At 71.5% G+C, this 17,558-nt stretch carries 14 protein-coding genes; 2 read left to right on the forward strand and 12 right to left on the reverse strand.

The window, feature by feature from the left end; all coding sequences use genetic code 11:
* Nucleotides 1-18 precede the first annotated feature (18 nt).
* Complete coding sequence (locus ACH4S8_RS36990) at nucleotides 19-825, forward strand: DNA polymerase beta superfamily protein (RefSeq protein ID WP_398402169.1); 807 nt, start codon at nucleotides 19-21, stop codon at nucleotides 823-825.
* Here the strand turns inward: ACH4S8_RS36990 and ACH4S8_RS36995 are convergent.
* The 12 genes from ACH4S8_RS36995 to ACH4S8_RS37050 all read right to left on the reverse strand — a co-directional run bounded on the left by ACH4S8_RS36995 (nucleotide 793) and on the right by ACH4S8_RS37050 (nucleotide 15,102).
* Entirely contained in the window at nucleotides 793-1,629 is an 837-nt protein-coding gene (locus tag ACH4S8_RS36995) for a DNA polymerase beta superfamily protein (protein ID WP_398402171.1), read from the reverse strand. The genes ACH4S8_RS36990 and ACH4S8_RS36995 overlap by 33 nt on opposite strands.
* A 3-nt stretch (nucleotides 1,630-1,632) precedes the next feature.
* The gene (locus ACH4S8_RS37000; RefSeq protein ID WP_398402173.1) at nucleotides 1,633-2,655 is read right to left on the reverse strand and encodes an ADP-ribosylglycohydrolase family protein; all 1,023 of its coding nucleotides are present in this window, start codon (nucleotides 2,653-2,655) and stop codon (nucleotides 1,633-1,635) included.
* 11 nt (nucleotides 2,656-2,666) lie between these two features.
* Nucleotides 2,667-3,416 (reverse strand): NUDIX hydrolase, encoded by a 750-nt coding sequence (locus tag ACH4S8_RS37005; RefSeq protein ID WP_398402175.1) that lies wholly within the window; start codon nucleotides 3,414-3,416, stop codon nucleotides 2,667-2,669.
* Nucleotides 3,417-3,586: 170 nt separating this feature from the next.
* Nucleotides 3,587-4,849, reverse strand: coding sequence for a pseudouridine synthase (locus tag ACH4S8_RS37010; RefSeq protein WP_398402177.1), 1,263 nt, complete (start codon nucleotides 4,847-4,849; stop codon nucleotides 3,587-3,589).
* Entirely contained in the window at nucleotides 4,849-5,505 is a 657-nt protein-coding gene (gene scpB, locus ACH4S8_RS37015; protein WP_398402180.1) for an SMC-Scp complex subunit ScpB, read from the reverse strand. Before scpB ends, ACH4S8_RS37010 begins: the two co-directional genes overlap by 1 nt.
* Nucleotides 5,502-6,518 carry a segregation and condensation protein A gene (locus tag ACH4S8_RS37020; RefSeq protein WP_398402237.1) on the reverse strand — a complete coding sequence of 339 codons (1,017 nt, stop codon included), beginning with the start codon at nucleotides 6,516-6,518 and terminating at the stop codon, nucleotides 5,502-5,504. Before ACH4S8_RS37020 ends, scpB begins: the two co-directional genes overlap by 4 nt.
* A 465-nt stretch (nucleotides 6,519-6,983) precedes the next feature.
* Nucleotides 6,984-7,562 (reverse strand): hypothetical protein, encoded by a 579-nt coding sequence (locus ACH4S8_RS37025; protein WP_398402182.1) that lies wholly within the window; start codon nucleotides 7,560-7,562, stop codon nucleotides 6,984-6,986.
* The gene (locus ACH4S8_RS37030; RefSeq protein ID WP_398402184.1) at nucleotides 7,547-8,674 is read right to left on the reverse strand and encodes a ParA family protein; all 1,128 of its coding nucleotides are present in this window, start codon (nucleotides 8,672-8,674) and stop codon (nucleotides 7,547-7,549) included. Before ACH4S8_RS37030 ends, ACH4S8_RS37025 begins: the two co-directional genes overlap by 16 nt.
* Before the next feature lie 425 nt (nucleotides 8,675-9,099).
* A complete protein-coding gene (ald, locus tag ACH4S8_RS37035) occupies nucleotides 9,100-10,224 on the reverse strand; it encodes an alanine dehydrogenase (protein WP_398402186.1) in 1,125 nt (374 codons plus the stop codon).
* A 162-nt stretch (nucleotides 10,225-10,386) separates the two neighbouring features.
* The gene (locus ACH4S8_RS37040; RefSeq protein ID WP_398402188.1) at nucleotides 10,387-12,468 is read right to left on the reverse strand and encodes a tetratricopeptide repeat protein; all 2,082 of its coding nucleotides are present in this window, start codon (nucleotides 12,466-12,468) and stop codon (nucleotides 10,387-10,389) included.
* 229 nt (nucleotides 12,469-12,697) lie between these two features.
* Complete coding sequence (locus tag ACH4S8_RS37045; protein WP_398402190.1) at nucleotides 12,698-13,324, reverse strand: NUDIX domain-containing protein; 627 nt, start codon at nucleotides 13,322-13,324, stop codon at nucleotides 12,698-12,700.
* Between the two features lie 110 nt (nucleotides 13,325-13,434).
* Nucleotides 13,435-15,102: a CTP synthase gene (locus ACH4S8_RS37050; RefSeq protein WP_398402192.1), complete on the reverse strand. Its 1,668-nt coding sequence runs from the start codon at nucleotides 15,100-15,102 to the stop codon at nucleotides 13,435-13,437.
* A 573-nt stretch (nucleotides 15,103-15,675) separates the two neighbouring features.
* Between ACH4S8_RS37050 and ACH4S8_RS37055 the strand changes: the two genes are divergently transcribed.
* A complete protein-coding gene (locus tag ACH4S8_RS37055) occupies nucleotides 15,676-17,478 on the forward strand; it encodes a glycoside hydrolase family 15 protein (protein ID WP_398402239.1) in 1,803 nt (600 codons plus the stop codon).
* Nucleotides 17,479-17,558 lie beyond the last annotated feature (80 nt).

Consider the following 17,558-nt stretch of genomic DNA (forward strand, 5'->3'; position numbering starts at 1 on the left):
GGCCCGTACGCTCCGGACATGCGCTCCGAACCTCCCGTGCCCCAGACGGCCCCGATGCCCCCGGCGTCCCCGGCACCGCCGGTACCGTCCGCGTCCTCCGCCGCGCCCGCGCCGGCGATCTCCGCGGCCGGACTTCGCCTGGTGCGGGACCACACGGTCTACTCCTGCGTGATGGGCTCACGCGCCTTCGGGCTGGCCACGGACGGCAGTGACACGGACGTCCGGGGCGTCTTCCTCGCCCCGACCGCGCTGTTCTGGCGCTTCGAGAAACCGCCGACGCATGTCGAGGGCCCGGCGCCGGAGCAGTTCAGCTGGGAACTGGAGCGGTTCTGCGCGCTCGCGCTGCGCGCCAACCCGAACATCCTGGAGTGCCTGCACTCCCCGCTCGTCGAGGACGTGGACGACACCGGACGCGAGCTCCTCGCCCTGCGCCGGGCGTTCCTCTCCCGCCAGGCGCACGAGACCTTCACCCGCTACGCCCTGGGCCAGCGCAAGAAGCTGGAGGCCGACGTCCGTACGCACGGCGCCCCGCGCTGGAAACACGCCATGCACCTGCTGCGCCTGCTGACGAGCTCGCGCGATCTGCTGCGCACCGGGTCGCTGACGATCGACGTGGCGGACCAGCGCGAGCCGCTGCTCGCGGTGAAGCGGGGCGAGGTGTCCTGGAGCGAGGTCGAGCGCCGGATGGTCCGGCTGGCGGCGGAGACCGACGAGGCGGCCGTCCGCAGCCCGCTCCCGCCCGAGCCCGACCACGCGCGCGTGGAGGACTTCCTCGTCCGGGTCCGCCGGGCCTCAGCGCTCCGGGACACCACCGGCGGCCGGTAGCCCTCCCGGGACGCCCTCCGCCGCCCGGACACCGTCCCGCCCTCCCCGGACCCCGTCCAGACGGACCCTGACGACGAAGGCGTGCAGGGCGTCGTACGCGGAGGGGGCGTCCGGCAGCGCCGAGGCCTCCTGCGCCTCGTCGAGGAGGGCGTGCAGACGCTCCACGTCCTCCGCCACGCGTGCGCGCGCGATGTCGGCGGCTCCGTGCTCGCGCTCCGCCTTCACGGCGATCAGGTCCGGGAGATACGCGGGGGACGCGATCTGCCCGGCCAGCGTGGGCAGATCGGCCTGGACCTCGCCGGTGCGCATGAGGTGGATGCCGGTGAGCAGCACCCGGAACGTGTAGAGCAGCGGCTTGAGTTCGCCGCTCTTCTCGAAGAGCCGCCACTGCGTGGCCGCGAACCCGCGGTAGTGGTGGGCGTGATGGCGGGTGACGACCCCGGGGGCGAGCGAGATCAGCTCACGGTGTTCCTCGCCGGTGTGCACGACCAGCGGCGACAACAGCTGTTCCAGCACATAGCCGTTGCGCCGCAGCATCAGCCGGACGAACTTGCGCAGGTCGTGGGTGACCAGGTCCATCTCGGTGCCGTTCTCCCACCACATGCGCGACCGGGTCTCCTCCGGCTCGCGCAGCCCGACCAGGTCGGCCGTCGGCAGCACATGGACACCGCGCAGGTCGACGTCGGAGTCGCGGGAGGGAAAGCCGTACAGGTGCGCCCCGGAGACGGTGGCGAAGAGCACGGGGTCGGGCTGTTCGCCCACCACGCTCGCGAGGTCGGCGCCGGTGCCGAGGACGTCTGTCATGGATCAAGCATCCCAGAGCGCCCCCAGCGCCATGAGGTCGCTGTGGTACTCGATGCGGTCGGCCCAGTCGCCGGGCCAGACCTCCGAGCCGTGATGGGCGCCCGCGAACGCGCCGGTCAGGCAGGCGATCGAGTCGGAGTCGCCCGAGGTGCAGGCGGCCCGGCGCAGCGCGGTGACGGGCTCGTCGACGAACATCAGGAAGCACAGCAGGCCGGTGGCGAACGCCTCCTCGGCGATCCAGCCCTCGCCGGTGGCGAGACAGGGGTCGTCTTCGGGGGAGGCGGTGCGCACGGCCTGGCGGAGGTTCTCCAGGACCGCGATGCACTCGTCCCAGCCGCGGGATATGTACTGCTCGGGGCCGGCGTCGTGGCAGAAGGTCCACAGGTCGCCGAGCCAGCGGGAGTGGTAGCGGTACCGGTTCTCGTGCGCGTACGCGAGCAGCAGGCCGATCAGTTCCGCGGGCTCGGCGCCCTGGGAGAGCAGCCGGACGGTGTACGCGGTGAGGTCCGAGGCGGCGAGCGCGGTGGGATGGCCGTGGGTGAGCGCGGCCTGGAGCTGGGCGGCGCCCGCGCGCTGTTCGTCGCTGAGTCCGCGGGCGAGTCCGACGGGCGCCACGCGCATGTTGGCGCCGCAGCCCTTGGAACCGGTCTGGCTGGCCTCCTGCCAGCGGCGCCGCTCGTCCTTGAGGAGGTTGCAGGCGACCAGGCAGGTCCGGCCGGGGGCCCGGTTGTTCTCGGGCGACTGGTACCAGTTCACGAACTCCTCGCGCACCGGCCGTTCCATCCACAGCGGGCCGAGCAGTCCGCGGTCCATGGCGGTGCGCAGTCCGTTCGCCAGCGCCAGGGTCATCTGGGTGTCGTCGGTGACGATCGCGGGGCGGGGCAGCGCCATCTGCCGCCAGGGGCCGCACTTCTCGAGGATGGCGGGCACGGTGCTGAACTCGGTGGGGAACCCGAGCGCGTCGCCGAGGGCGAGGCCGATGAGGGAACCGGTGGCGGCGCGTTTGGTGAGGGTCGTGCTGGTCATCGGGGCCGTCCTTACGAGGTGGGACGCAGCAGGGGTGGGTGCAGAACCTTGGCGCCGCCCGCGCGGTACAGGGCGGCGGGTTTGCCGCGGCCGCCGGTGAGGCGGGCGGCACCGGGGACCTGTTCGACGAATCCCGGCGTGGCGAGGACCTTGCGCCGGAAGTTGGGCCGGTCGAGCGCCGTGCCCCACACCGTCTCGTAGACGTGCTGCAGCTCTCCGAGGGTGAACTCGGGCGGGCAGAAGGACGTGGCGAGACAGGAGTACTCCAGTTTGGCGCCCACGCGCTCGTGGGCGTCGGTGAGGATCCGGTCGTGGTCGAAGGCGAGCGGGCCGAGTTCGTCGAACGGCAGCCACATGGCCTGCGCCGCGTCACCGCCGCCGTGCGGTTCGGGAGGGTCGGGCAGCAGCGCGGCGAAGGCGACGGAGACGACCCGCATACGGGGGTCGCGGTCGGGTTCGCTGTAGGTGCGCAACTGCTCCAGGTGGAGCCCCGTCAGGTCCGACAGGCCGGTCTCCTCGGCGAGTTCACGCCGGGCCGCCTCCTCGGCGGACTCGCGCGGCAGCACGAAGCCGCCGGGCAGGGCCCAGCGGCCGGCGTAGGGTTCCGTTCCCCGCTCGACGAGCAGTACCTGGAGTGCGCCCGCGCGCACGGTCAGGACGGCCAGGTCGACGGTGACGGCGAAGGGCTCGAAGGCGTACTTGTCGTAGCCCTCGGGTGCCGCACCCCCGGGCGCGCGGCTCTCGCCTGTCGCCACCCCCACGCCCCTCTCTTTATGGTCATCTTGACCATGGTCACTACGACTATAAAGGGAGCGGTGGATGTCAACAAGGTTCTCGGTCGGGGAAGTTGCGGTCGCTTGCGCCGAGGCGGAAACGAATCGGCCGGCCCCGGAGACGTTCCGGGACCGGCCGTGTCAGCGTGCTTCCGGGGTCAGAGACCGACCTCGGCCATGAGCATGCCGACCTCGGTGTTCGACAGGCGGCGCAGCCAGCCCGACTTCTGGTCGCCCAGGGTGATCGGGCCGAAGGAGACGCGCACCAGCTTGTCGACCGGGAAGCCGGCCTCGGCGAGCATGCGGCGCACGATGTGCTTGCGGCCCTCGTGCAGGGTCACCTCGACGAGGTAGTTCTTGCCGGTCTGCTCGACGACGCGGAAGTGGTCCGCCTTCGCGTACCCGTCCTCCAGCTGGATGCCGTCCTTGAGCCGCTTGCCCAGGTCGCGCGGGATCGGGCCCACGATGTGCGCGAGGTAGACCTTCTTCACGCCGTACTTGGGGTGGGTCAGCCGGTGCGCCAGCTCGCCGTGGTTGGTGAGCAGGATGACGCCCTCGGTCTCGGTGTCGAGCCGGCCCACGTGGAAGAGCCGCGTCTCGCGGTTCGTCACGTAGTCGCCGAGGCACTGGCGGCCCTCGTTGTCCTCCATCGTGGAGACGACACCGGCGGGCTTGTTCAGCGAGAAGAACTGGTACGACTGCGTCGCGACCGTCAGGCCGTCGACCTTGATCTCGTCCTTCTCCGGGTCGACGCGCAGACCCTGCTCCAGGACGATCTGGCCGTTGACCTCGACCCTGGCCTGGTCGACCAGCTCCTCGCAGGCACGCCGGGAGCCGTAGCCCGCACGCGCGAGGATCTTCTGCAGGCGCTCGCCCTCCTCCTCGGCACCCGGGAAGGTCTTGGGCAGCTTGATCTCCGGCTTGCCCGCGTACCGGTCGCGGTTGCGCTCCTCGGTCCGGGTCTCGTACTCGCGGGAGCGCGCGGGCTCCGTGCGGCCGCCGCGCTGCTGGCCCTGCTTGGGGCCGCCCTTGGCGCCGCCGCGCGCCGAGGCGCCGCGCCCGGACTTCGGGCCCTCGTGCGTGCCGCCGGGGCCTACGTCGTAGCGACGCTCCTCGGGACGGGGCTTGCTGGGACGCTTCGGCTGGTCGTCACGCCCCGCGCCCGAACCCGCCGCCGAGCCCCTCGGCTGGAAGCCGCTGCTTCCACCGCGCGAACCGCCGCCGCTTCCGCCGCGCGAACCGCCGCCGCTTCCGCCGCGCGAACCGCCGCTGCTTCCACCGCGCGAGCCGCCGCCGCTTCCGCGGGGCGCGCCACCGCCCCCTCGGGGGGCGCCGCTGCCGCGCGAACCGCCGCTTCCGCCGGTTCCGCGCGGGTTGCCGCGCCCGCTGTTCCTGCCACTGCCGCTGCCACTGCTTCGCATCAAAGTTCCGTCGTCGTCGTGTCGTCTGCGTCTGCATCCGGTGCGTCCGGATCGAACGACGGGACCCCTTCCAGCGTCTCTGCCTCGATCGCGTCCGCCTCGGGGAGGAAGGGCGCGAGCTCCGGGAGCTCGTCCAGGCCGCGCAGGCCCATTCGCTCCAGGAAGTAGTTCGTCGTCGTGTACAGGATCGCACCTGTTTCGGGTTCCGTGCCCGCCTCCTCGACCAGACCGCGCTGGAGGAGGGTGCGCATCACGCCGTCGCAGTTGACTCCGCGGACCGCCGAGACCCGCGACCGGCTCACCGGCTGGCGGTACGCGACGACGGCCAGGGTCTCCAGAGCCGCCTGGGTGAGCCGGGCCTGCTGACCGTCCAGGACGAAGCGTTCGACGGCGCTCGCGTAGGCGGGACGCGAGTAGAAGCGCCAGCCGCCCGCGATCAGCCTGAGCTCGAATCCGCGGCCCTGGACGGTGTACTCGTCGGCCAGGGCGTGCAGCGCGTCCGCGATCTGCCGCTTGGGCCGCTCCAGGATCCTGGCCAGGTGTTCCTCGGTGGCCGGCTCGTCCACGACCATCAGGACGGCCTCCAGGGCGGCCCCGAGATCGAGGTCGGCGACGGTGGGCGGCCCCGCGGAGGTGCCGGTGGTCTCCTCGCTCACGCCTTCTCCTTCTCGCTCCCGCGCCCTGCCCCGTCCTTCGCCGCTTCCGCCGGCCGGTCGAACTCGTCGGTCACCCTCGGCGTCCCTTCGCCTTCCCCGCCCGTCCAGCGCACCATGAGGTCACCGAGGGCCTCCTCCTGGTCGAGGGCGACGGCCTTCTCCCGGTAGAGCTCCAGCAGGGCCAGGAAGCGGGCGACCACGGTGAGGGTGTCGTCGGTGTCCTCGACGAGGGAGCGGAAACTGGCTTCGCCGCGTTCCCGCAGCCGCGCCACCACGATCCCGGCCTGTTCCTGCACGCTGACGAGCGGCGCGTGGATGTGGTCGACGTACACCTGCGGCTTGGGCTTGGGCTGCATGGCCTTGACGGCGAGCTTCGCGAAGCCCTCGGGCCCGATGCTGATGACGACCTCGGGCAGCAGTTCGGCGTACTGCGCCTCCAGGCCGACGGTACGGGGGTAGCGGCGGGCCTCCTCCGCCAGGCGCGTGTTGAAGATGTCCGCGATCTGTTTGTACGCGCGGTACTGCAGCAGCCGCGCGAACAGCAGGTCCCGCGCCTCCAGCAGGGCCAGATCGGCCTCGTCCTCGACCTCGGCGGCCGGCAGCAGCCGCGCCGCCTTCAGGTCGAGCAGTGTCGCCGCGACGACCAGGAACTCGGTCGTCTGGTCGAGGTCCCAGTCCGGGCCCATCGCCCGGATGTGCGCCATGAACTCGTCGGTGACCTTGGACAGCGCCACTTCGGTGACGTCGAGCTTGTGCTTGGAGATCAGCTGGAGCAGCAGATCGAAGGGCCCCTCGAAGTTCGAGAGCCGCACCTTGAAGACGCCGCCGTCCCCGGAGCCACCGGGAGCGCCTTCGGGATCCTCCCCGGGAGTCCCGGCCGGGGGTGCGGGAGCGGCCGGCGCGCCGGAGCCCGGTTCCGGGTGCGGGTCCGCGGATGCCGCAGGACCGCCCTGGGGCGCCTCGGGAGGTGCGACCGGCCCGTGGGGGCGCGCGGGCCGCGCGGGGCCTTCCACGGGCGCCTCGAAGGGCTCCGCGGAGGTGTTCGGGGGCTCGACGGTCCGTGCGGGCCCCGTACCCGCCGCGGCGGTCTCCCGGACCGGCCCCTGTGCCCGGACTCCCTCGCCCGGTCCCGGCACCCGCACCGCCGGCCGCACGGACGCAGCGGCGGCCTCGCCGGAGGTCCCGGAGGATCCGGCGGCCGCCATCGGGGGTCCGGGGGGACGCGTGGACGGCTCCGCGCCCGCTCCAGGCGCCCCGGCGGCCGCCACCGACGGTCCGGGGGGACGCCCGGGCGGCTCCGCGGTCGCTTCGGGCACCCCGGCGGGTGCCTCCGACGGTTCGGTCGAAGACTCGGGCTGCTCAGTGGTCTCGGGCGGAGCCGGTACCGCTCCGGGGCCGCGCCCCAGCGCACGCCGACGGCCGCCGGAGGCGGCTGACGGAGGCGGGACGTTCGCGGTCATAGCCGTCGAAGGCTACCGCTACCGCCCGCGCAGTCGCCGTACGAGAATGCTCGCGTCCCCGCGGGACTCCAGGTCCGCGAGGACCACGGCGACCGCCTCGCGGACGATCCGCCCGCGGTCGACGGCGAGCCCGTGTTCGCCGCGGAGCACCAGGCGCGCGTGCTCGAGGTCCATCAGTTCCTCGGCGGACACGTACACCGTGATCTTCTCGTCGTGCCGTTCCCGCCCGCTGGGCCGGCGGTTCGCGGCGCGCCCGCGCTTGCGGGACGACTGCACGGACGTGGAGGCGGCGGCAGAACCTTCCTGCGCCGGCCGGCCGCGCCCCGAACGGTCCGGGGCGCCGCCCCGGCTGCGCGACTCCCCCGCGTCGGACGGATCCGCGTCGGCGGCGACATGCTCGTCGCCCTCGCCGTCACCGCCCTGGACGGGCACCGCCTGGGGCGTGTCCTCCCCGGCCGCCGCGTCGCTCTCGCCGGCCGGAGCCGGCACCCGGGCCTCGCCGTTGGTCCGGCGGTTGGGGGTGGATGCCTGGAGCGCCATGCCCCCGGTGGTACGGAACAGTTCGTCGGCCCCCGGCAGACTCACTCGGCGTGACACCGGGCGAGCACCTCCCTGGCGAGCTGGCGATAGGCGGCGGCGCCGACGGAGTTGGAGGCGTACGTGGTGATCGGCTCGCCGGCGACCGTGGTCTCCGGGAAGCGGACGGTCCGGCCGATCACGGTGTGGTAGACGTGATCGTCGAAGGCCTCGACGACGCGCGCGAGCACCTCACGGCTGTGCACCGTGCGGGAGTCGTACATCGTGGCGAGGATGCCGTCGAGCTCCAGTTCCGGGTTCAGCCGTTCCTGGACCTTCTCGATCGTCTCGGTGAGCAGCGCGACACCGCGCAGCGCGAAGAACTCGCACTCCAGCGGCACGATCACCTTGTGGGCGGCCGTCAGCGCGTTCACGGTGAGCAGGCCGAGCGAGGGCTGGCAGTCGATCACGATGTAGTCGTAGTCGGCCATCAGCGGCTTCAGGGCGCGCTGCAGCGTGGACTCGCGGGCGACCTCGCTCACCAGCTGCACCTCGGCGGCGGACAGGTCGATGTTGCTGGGCAGCAGGTCCATGTTCGGGACCGCCGTCTTCAGCAGGACCTCGTCGGCCGCCATGCCCCGCTCCATGAGCAGGTTGTAGACGGTGAGGTCGAGCTCCATCGGGTTGACGCCGAGTCCCACGGACAGCGCGCCCTGCGGGTCGAAGTCGACGAGCAGCACCCGGCGTCCGTACTCCGCGAGCGCGGCCCCCAGGTTGATGGTCGACGTGGTCTTGCCGACGCCGCCCTTCTGGTTGCACATCGCGATGATCGTCGCGGGGCCGTGACTGGTCAGCGGACCCGGGATCGGGAAGTAGGGCAGCGGGCGCCCCGTCGGGCCGATGCGCTCACGGCGCTGACGGGCCGCGTCGGGCGCGAGCGTGGCCGCGTACTCCGGATCGGGCTCGTACTCGGCGTCGGGGTCGTAGAAGTGCCCTTCGGGCAGTTCGTCGTAGTCGGCGAAGTGGGTGTGGTTCTCGCCACTTCCGTTGCCGGCCATGGCGTTCACGTGATGGCCATCCATGCTCGGGTGTGCTGTCGGAGTCGTCCGGGGACTCTGGTGGGCTGCGAAGGTGCGGACAGCGACGGAGCCGACAGCCTCGAGCCCCGTGGTGTCCTGGCTCCGCGCCGGCATTCCTGGTTGACCACCCCCGGGAGTAAATGTCGACTCATTCACAAGTCGTCTTACCTCCTTGGTGACCAGGAAACTTCTCGATAGGTCAGCGTGGCACCATGCCGACGGTTGGCGACTCTATGGCGTGTCACCGCTCCGCAGCAACACAATCCGCCGGACCCGACCCGATGTGTCGGCAACCGAACACCCCTCTGTCAAGGGCGTAAGGCCGTCGCACGGCAGGTTTCACCGGTGTGCGAATCGGTTGAAGAGTTACGTTCGTGGCGAGTTGAACGAGTGTCGCAAAGTGACCCGACACACACCCGGCCGGACCTTGTCGGGCAAGGTCCGGCCTGGTGAGCAGTGTTGACGAGCCGTGTTGACGTATCGCCTTTTGTCAGCGCCGAGTCAGCCGCGAATGTCGACTCCCGCGTACGCCGGGGAACTCAGCCGAGCAGGCTCTCCAGCGCGACGTGCTCGAGCCCGTGGGCCTCGGCGACCTCGCGGTAAACAACCTTGCCGTCATGCGTGTTGAGACCCTTGGCCAGCGCGTTGTCACGGCGCAGCGCCTCGGTCCAGCCGCGGTTGGCGAGCTCCACGATGTACGGCAGCGTGGCGTTGGTCAGCGCGTACGTGGAGGTGTTGGGGACCGCGCCGGGCATGTTGGCGACGCAGTAGAAGACCGAGTTGTGGACCGGGAAGGTCGGCTCGGCGTGCGTGGTGGGACGCGAGTCCTCGAAGCAGCCGCCCTGGTCGATCGCGATGTCGACAAGGACACTCCCCGGCTTCATCCGCGAGACGAGCTCGTTGGTGACCAGCTTCGGGGCCTTGGCGCCGGGGATCAGCACGGCGCCGATCACGAGGTCGGCCTCGAGGCAGGCCTTCTCCAGCTCGAAGGAGTTGGACATGACGGCCTTGACCTTCGTACCGAAGATCTTGTCGGCCTCGCGCAGCTTGTTGATGTCGCGGTCGAGCAGCGTCACCTCGAAGCCCATGCCGATGGCGATCTGGGCGGCGTTCCAGCCGGAGACGCCGCCGCCGATGACGACGGCCTTGGCCGGCAGGACGCCCGGGACGCCGCCGGGCAGGACGCCGCGGCCACCGTTGGCGCGCATCAGCTGGTAGGCGCCGACCTGCGGGGCGAGGCGGCCCGCGACCTCGGACATCGGGGCGAGCAGCGGCAGCGCGCGGCTGGGGAGCTCGACGGTCTCGTAGGCGATGGCCGTGGTGCCGGACTCCAGGAGGGCGTCCGTGCACTCCTTGGAAGCGGCCAGGTGCAGGTAGGTGAAGAGCGTCTGGTCCTTGCGGAGGCGGTGGTACTCCTCCGCGATGGGCTCCTTGACCTTCAGCAGCAGGTCGGCGGTGGCCCAGACCTCGTCGGCGGTGCCGAGGATCTGCGCACCGGCGGCGACGTACTCCTCGTCCGTGATCGAGGAGCCGACACCGGCGTTCTGCTCGACGAAGACCTGGTGACCGTTGCGCACGAGCTCATGCACACCGGCGGGGGTGATGGCCACCCGGAACTCGTTGTTCTTGACCTCGCGGGGGATGCCGACCTTCACGTCGATCACGGTCCTTGACTCAGAGGGCTCTGGGGCTATGCATGCCGAGGCGATGCAAGCCAGGCAATGCATGTCATACCCGACGTACGGGAGCACACCGGGAGACACCACGGAAGAACGCGGCGGAGCCAGTCTAATGAAGGGATTCCCTCTGTCTAGCCTTTCAATGCATCAATCTTCAGTCGATGCACTGCGGATTTCGTAGGCGTTAGCGTCGCGTTCCAAGCCGGATGCGCTCTCCGGGAGCTCCTCTCCCAGCATGCGCCCGGCGGCCGCCCGGTGCAGCCGGGCGGCCGCCGGGTCGCCGAGCCGGTCCAGGGTGTCGGCCAGCCTGAGCTGCAGCGCGGCCTGCAGGCGCACGTCGTCCGCGCGGCGCGCCCACTCGACGGCCTCCTGGCAGGTGCGCAGCGACTCCTCGGGCCGTCCCGCGTACTCCTGGACGCGGGCCATCTCGCTCAACGCCCTTGCCTGGGAGGCGACATCGCCGTTCTTGCGGTGCCAGGCGACGGCGGCGCGCCAGTTGACCTGCGCCTCGCCGTAACGGCCCGCGTAGGTGTGCGCGCCGGCGATGCGCCCGTACAGCCGGGCGGCGTCCACGCGCTCGTCGCGCGCGAGCCGCTGGGCGAGCGCCCTGCCGAACCAGTCGGCGGCCCGGTCGTGGTCCCCCAGTTCCTGGTGGGCGCCGCCTACGGATTCCATCGCGCGGCCGGTCGCGTACGGGTCGTTCGCCTCGCGTCCGGCGTCGAGCGCGGCCCGGTAGCGGGCGAGGGCGTGGGTCCTGCGGCCGGTCTGCGCGTCCAGGTCGGCGAGGTTGAGCAGGGCGGCCGCCTTCTCGCGGGGCAGGTTCCGGCGCTCGGCGACGTCCAGGACGAGACGGTGGATGCCGTACAGGTCGGGCGCCGCGGCCCGGGTGCCGAAATGGGCGGCCATCGCCCGCACCAGGGCGGCCATCAGACGTCGGGCCAGGGTGTCCAGCTCCCCGTCGGCGGCCGCCGTCCGGGCCGAGGCGAGCAGCGCGGGCCTGCGGACGCGCAGCCACTCCTCGGCCGCCCGGGGGCTCGAGAAGCGCAGGGCGCGCGGCATCCCGGCGAGCTTCTCCCGGGCGGGCGAGCTGTCGGTCTCGGTGATGGCGCGGCAGGACACCAGCAGCCGTACGGTCCGCTCCAGCATCCGGGCACGGGCCAGCTGCACCTCGGCGGGCCGGTCGTGGGTGTCGACGAGCGCCCGGAGCAGGGGGTGGAAGCAGCCGGGGACCTCGTACTGCGGCAGCGGCGAGGGGATCGCCCGCAGCAGGCCGAGGCCGGTGAACTCGTCCAGCGTGGTGTGCGCCGCCTGGACCGAGCAGCCGGCCAGCGCGGAGGCGGTGTGCGGGTCGACGAGGCCCGCGGGAGCCAGCGAGAGCAGTCGCAGTATCCGCGCGGAGGTGCCCGGCAGGGAGCCGTACGAGAGCCGGAAGACGCGCTCCAGCAGTGTGCCGTCCTCGCCCTCGGTGCGCAGGTGTTTGGCGAGGTCGGCGACGGCGGCGGCGGGGCGCGCGGCGAGCCAGCCGCCGGCCAGCACCAGGGCGGTCGGCTGGCCCGCGCACAGTTCGACCAGTCCCTCGGCGGCGAGCGGGTCGACGGTGATGCGCACCGAGCCGGTGAAGTGGCCGAGGAGTTCGAGGGCGGACTTGGTGTCCAGGCCGCCCAGCGTGCAGGGGCGGACGTCCGCGATGCCGGTCAGCGGCCCGCCGGAGACGGCGACGACCAGGCAGTCCGGGGAGTCGGGCAGCAGCGCGTCGACCTGTTCGGCGTCGGCCGCGTCGTCGAGCAGGAGCACGGCCCGGCGGACCGCGAGGGCCTCGCGCAGCCGCTCGCCGAGGTCGTCGGCGCCGGCTCCGGGGGGTGCGGTCAGGCCGAGGGCGGTGAGCAGTTCGCGCGCGGTGGCCTCGGTGGGCACCGGTGTGCCGTCGGGGTCGGTGAGCCGGGCGCGCAGAATCCCGTCGGGGTAACTCTCGGCGACCTGTGCGGCGAGAGTGGCGGCGAGCGCGGTACGGCCCGAGCCGGGCTTGCCGGCGATCAGCAGCACCCGCGCGCGGGGAGCCTTGCGGCCGGCGATGGTGTCGAGCCCCGCGCGTTCGATGTCCGCCCGGAGTTCCTTCAACTCTCTTGTACGGCCCAGGAACTGACTCTCCGTAGGAGCGGACCCGGCAGCCGGGCGCTGCCGTCTGGACGTCACCTCGGTGCCGCCGCCGTCCACCGCCTGATCCGCCACGGGCCACGCTCCCGTTCCACTGCACGCGCCGGCCCGCCGGAACTCCGGTACGGGCGTTTTCCAGAGCCTAGTTCACGCTCTGCGACGATCCGGGAGGAGCGCGACGGAGACGTCCCCCGATCGGATCAGGTGATCGTAGGACCGGCGTCCCCGGATGGACGTATACGACCCGTCCGGGGCGGGACCGGTCGGACGGCACCGCCCAGAAGACACCGCCCCGAAGACGGGGTCAGCCCCCGAAGGGGCGCGCGGGCCAGGGCGCCCCGGCCGGGCGCAGGGCGTCGAGTCCGGCGCCCTGCCGGGCGGCGACGAGCGAGAGGACGCCCACGACCAGGCAGTTGTTGTGCAGGTCTCCGGCGAGCACACCCTCGACGAGTTCACCGAGGGGGACGCGGGCCAGTTCCATGTCGGCCTCCTCGTCCTCGACCTCGAACCGCTCGCCCTCGGCCCGGGAGAGGTCACGGGCCAGGAAGATCCGGATGGCTTCGTCGCAGCCGCCGGGCGTGGTGTAGACGTCGGTCAGCACCCGCCAGGTCTCCGCCTTGACGTGCGCCTCCTCGTACAGTTCGCGCTGGGCCGCGTGCAGCGGGTTCTCGCCGGGGACGTCGAGCAGGCCCGCCGGGATCTCCCACAGCTTGTGGCGCACCGGGTGGCGGTACTGGCGCAGGACCAGGACACGGTCCTCGTCGTCCAGGGCGAGCACGGCCACGGAGCCCGGGTGGACCTGGTAGTCGCGGCGGGCGACGGATCCGTCGGGCATGACCACGTCGTCGGTACGCACCGAGGTCTTGTTGCCCTTGAAGGGGGTCTCGGTCGCCCGGACCTCCCACTCCTCGGGGGTGTCCTTGATCGTCATGCCCTGTCCTCCCACACGCGCAAAAGAAGCCGGTCCGGTGACGGGACCGGGGCGCGCGCCCGGCGGGAGAACCCGCGGACCCGCACCCCGGTCACCGTACAACCCTGGTGTTACTTGCCCGTCTTGCGCGCCACCGCGGCCTTGACCAGGCCCGCGAAGAGCGGGTGCGGCCGGGTCGGACGCGAGCGCAGCTCGGGGTGCGCCTGGGTCGCGACCAGGTACGGGTGGACATCGCGCGGGTACTCGACGTACTCGACGAGCTTGCCGTCCGGGGAGGTGCCGGAGAACTGCAGACCCGCCTTCTTCTCCAGCTCGGCGCGGTAGGCGTTGTTCACCTCGTAGCGGTGGCGGTGGCGCTCCTCGACGTACTCCTTGCCGTCGTACACCTCGCGCACGATCGAGCCCTCGGCGAGCTTGGCCGGGTACATGCCCAGGCGCATGGTGCCGCCCATGTCGCCCTCGCCCGCCACGATGTCGAGCTGCTCGGCCATCGTGGAGATGACCGGGTGGCCGGTGCCGGAGTCGAACTCGGTGGAGTTGGCGTCGGGGATGTCGGCCAGGTTCCGCGCGGCCTCGATCACGATGCACTGCAGGCCCAGGCACAGGCCGAGCAGCGGGATCCGGTTCTCGCGGGCGTACTGGATCGCGCCGACCTTGCCCGACACACCGCGGTCGCCGAAGCCGCCGGGGATGCAGATCGCGTCGACGTCGCCGAGCTGCTTGGCCGCGCCCGAAGGCGTCTTGCAGTCGTCCGAGGTGACCCACTTGATCTTGACGCGGGCCTTGTTGGCGAACCCGCCGGCGCGCAGCGCCTCGGTGACCGAGAGGTAGGCGTCGGGCAGGTCGATGTACTTGCCGACGAGCGCCATGGTGATCTCGTGGACCGGGTTGTGGACGCGGTCGAGCAGGTCGTCCCAGGTCGCCCAGTCCACGTCGCGGAACGGCAGGTCCAGCTTGCGCACGACATAGGCGTCCAGGCCCTCGGTGTGCAGGACCTTCGGGATGTCGTAGATCGACTTGGCGTCGATCGCCGCGACCACGGCGGCCTCGTCCACGTCGCACATCAGCGAGATCTTGCGCTTGATGGCGGTGGGGACCTCGCGGTCGGCCCGCAGCACGATCGCGTCGGGCTGGATACCGATGTTGCGCAGCGCGGCCACCGAGTGCTGCGTCGGCTTGGTCTTCAGCTCGCCGGACGGGCCGATGTAGGGCAGCAGCGAGATGTGCACGACGAAGACGTTGTCGCGGCCGACCTCGTGCCGGACCTGGCGGACCGTCTCCAGGAAGGGCAGCGACTCGATGTCGCCGACCGTGCCGCCGACCTCGGTGATCACGACGTCGACGTCGTCGGTCGCCATGCGGCGGATGCGGTGCTTGATCTCGTTGGTGATGTGCGGGATGACCTGCACGGTGTCACCGAGGTACTCGCCGCGCCGCTCCTTGGCGATGACGGTGGAGTACACCTGACCGGTGGTCACGTTGGCCGAGCCGTCCAGGTCCACGTCGAGGAAACGCTCGTAGTGCCCGATGTCCAGGTCCGTCTCGGCGCCGTCGTTGGTGACGAACACCTCGCCGTGCTGGAACGGGTTCATGGTGCCCGGGTCGACGTTCAGGTACGGGTCGAGCTTCTGCATCGTGACGCGCAGACCCCGTGCCTTGAGCAGCGCGCCCAGGCTGGAGGCGGTCAGGCCCTTGCCGAGGGAGGACGCGACACCTCCGGTGACGAAGATGTGCTTGGTCGTCGTGGCTGTGCTGTTTCGAAAAGCACTGGGCGGCATGGCCAAGAGGGGGCTCCCGTGGTCGGTCTGGGGTGCGTGCCGGCGTGGGACCCGGAGATTTCCGGGGGTTGCCGTCGCTGCGGTTCGGGGGTTTCTCGCCCACCGGTCCACGGGCTACCAGGGTATCAGCGACCGGAGGAGGCCGCTTCCGGCCACGCTCCGCGCACACCTGTGCACACGGCCCGGCACACACCTCACACACCGCTCACCCGATCGGCTCAGCCGGGTTGCCCGGAGCGGCACGCGGATCTTCCACGTGCGTCGTATCCTGCTCGGACACTCGCTGCCGAGTCCCTCCGGCACACGGCACCATCCCGCACGCAACCGGAACAAAGAGGGCCTGTCAGTTCGTTTCGAGACGACAATCGCATCGCCCATCGCACCGACAACCGGCGTTTCGCAGCGACGCACGACGGACGTCCCCCATCATCGACGTTCCGCAGTTACCGAATCTGATTGCCTACTGTTCTGCAGTACCTACGTTCCCTTTTTTCTGCAGTACCTACGTTCCCTTTGACCGCAAGAGCGACCGCCCCGCGCAGGGGCGCCGTGGCCGTTCGACTGGAGATGCACGTGGCCGGGCGCATCGAGGACTACGCACTCATCGGAGACATGCAGACAGCCGCGCTGGTCTGCCGGGACGGCACAGTCGACTGGCTGTGCCTGCCCCGCTTCGACTCCCATGCCATCTTCGCGGGACTGCTCGGCACGGAGGATCACGGGTTCTGGCGGATCGGTCCCGCGCACGCGGCCGAGGACCAGCCCCCCGCGGCGTCGCGCCGCAGCTACCGCGGCGACTCGCTGATCCTCGAGTCCGAGTGGGACACACCGCGCGGCACGGTCCGGGTGACCGATTTCATGCCCCCGCGCGACGGCGCGCCGCAGCTGATCCGGATCGTCGAGGGCGTCAGCGGCCGGGTGCCGATGCGCTCCACGCTGCGCATGCGGTTCTCGTACGGCCGCGTCGTGCCCTGGGTACGCCGGCACGAGGGGCGCACCGTCGCGGTCGCCGGACCCGACTCGGTCTGGTTCGACACGGACTGCATGACCTACGGCAAGGACCTGACGACCTACGCCGACTTCACCGTGGCCCCGGGCGAGAGGGTCGCCTTCACCGTCTCGTGGGAACCCTCGCACAAGCAGCCGCCACCGCTGCCCGAGCCGGAGCAGTCCCTGGAGGCGACCGAGGGGTTCTGGCGCGACTGGGTCGACCAGTGCACGTACCACGGCCCCTACCGCGAGGCCGTCGTCCGCTCCCTGATCACGCTGAAGGCCCTGACGTACGCGCCCACGGGCGGCATCGTCGCCGCGCCCACCACCTCCCTCCCGGAGGAGATCGGCGGCGTACGCAACTGGGACTACCGCTACACCTGGCTGCGCGACGCGGCCATCACCCTCTCCTCGCTGCTGCGCACCGGCTACCGCGAGGAGGCCCGCGCCTGGCGCGAATGGCTGCTGCGCGCGGTCGCCGGCGACCCGGAGAACCTCCAGATCATGTACGGCATCGCGGGGGAACGGGAGTTGGGCGAGGCCGAGCTCGACTGGCTTCCCGGGTACGAGGGTTCGGCGCCCGTCCGGGTCGGCAACGGCGCCGCGCACCAGCTCCAGCTCGACGTCTACGGCGAGGTCACCGAGGCCCTGCACCTGGCCCACATGACGGGCCTGTCCCGCAACGACTACGCCTCGCTGCTCCAGTTGAAGCTGATCCGCTACCTGGAGACCCACTGGGACCAGCCGGACGAGGGGATCTGGGAAGTCCGGGGCCCGCGGCGGCACTTCGTGCACTCCAAGGTGATGGCCTGGGTCGCCGTCGACCGCACGATCAAGCTCGTCGAGTCCGGGGACGCCGACGGCCCGCTGGAGAAGTGGCGCGAACTGCGCGACGACATCCACCGGGACGTGTGCGAGAAGGGCTACGACCCGGAGCGCAACACCTTCACCCAGTCCTACGGCTCGAAGGAGCTCGACGCGGCGCTGCTGCTCATCCCGCAGATGGGCTTCCTGCCACCGGACGACAAGCGCGTGATCGGCACCATCGAGGCGATCCAGCGCGAGCTGTCCACCTCCGACGGCTTCATCCTGCGCTACCCGACCACCGGCGAACACGCGGGCGTGGACGGTCTCGAGGGCGACGAGGGCGCGTTCCTCGCCTGCTCGTTCTGGATGGCCGACGACCTCGCGATGATCGGCCGGGTCGACGAGGCCCGCAAGCTCTTCGAGCGGCTGCTGGCCCTGCGCAACGACCTCGGCCTGCTGGCCGAGGAGTGGGACCCGCGGCTGCAGCGCCAGGTCGGGAACTTCCCGCAGGCCTTCAGCCACGTTCCGCTGATCGACACGGCCCTGCGGCTGACGGCGAGCGGGGCGTACGGCGGCTGAGCCGGTCCGGATCGGTCGTACCGGGGCGCGGTCTCCCCGGCGCGACCGATCCGCCGTGCCCGCCTAGCCTGGAAGAACCC

Source organism: Streptomyces sp. NPDC021080 (genome assembly GCF_044333225.1).
Taxonomy (GTDB): domain Bacteria; phylum Actinomycetota; class Actinomycetes; order Streptomycetales; family Streptomycetaceae; genus Streptomyces.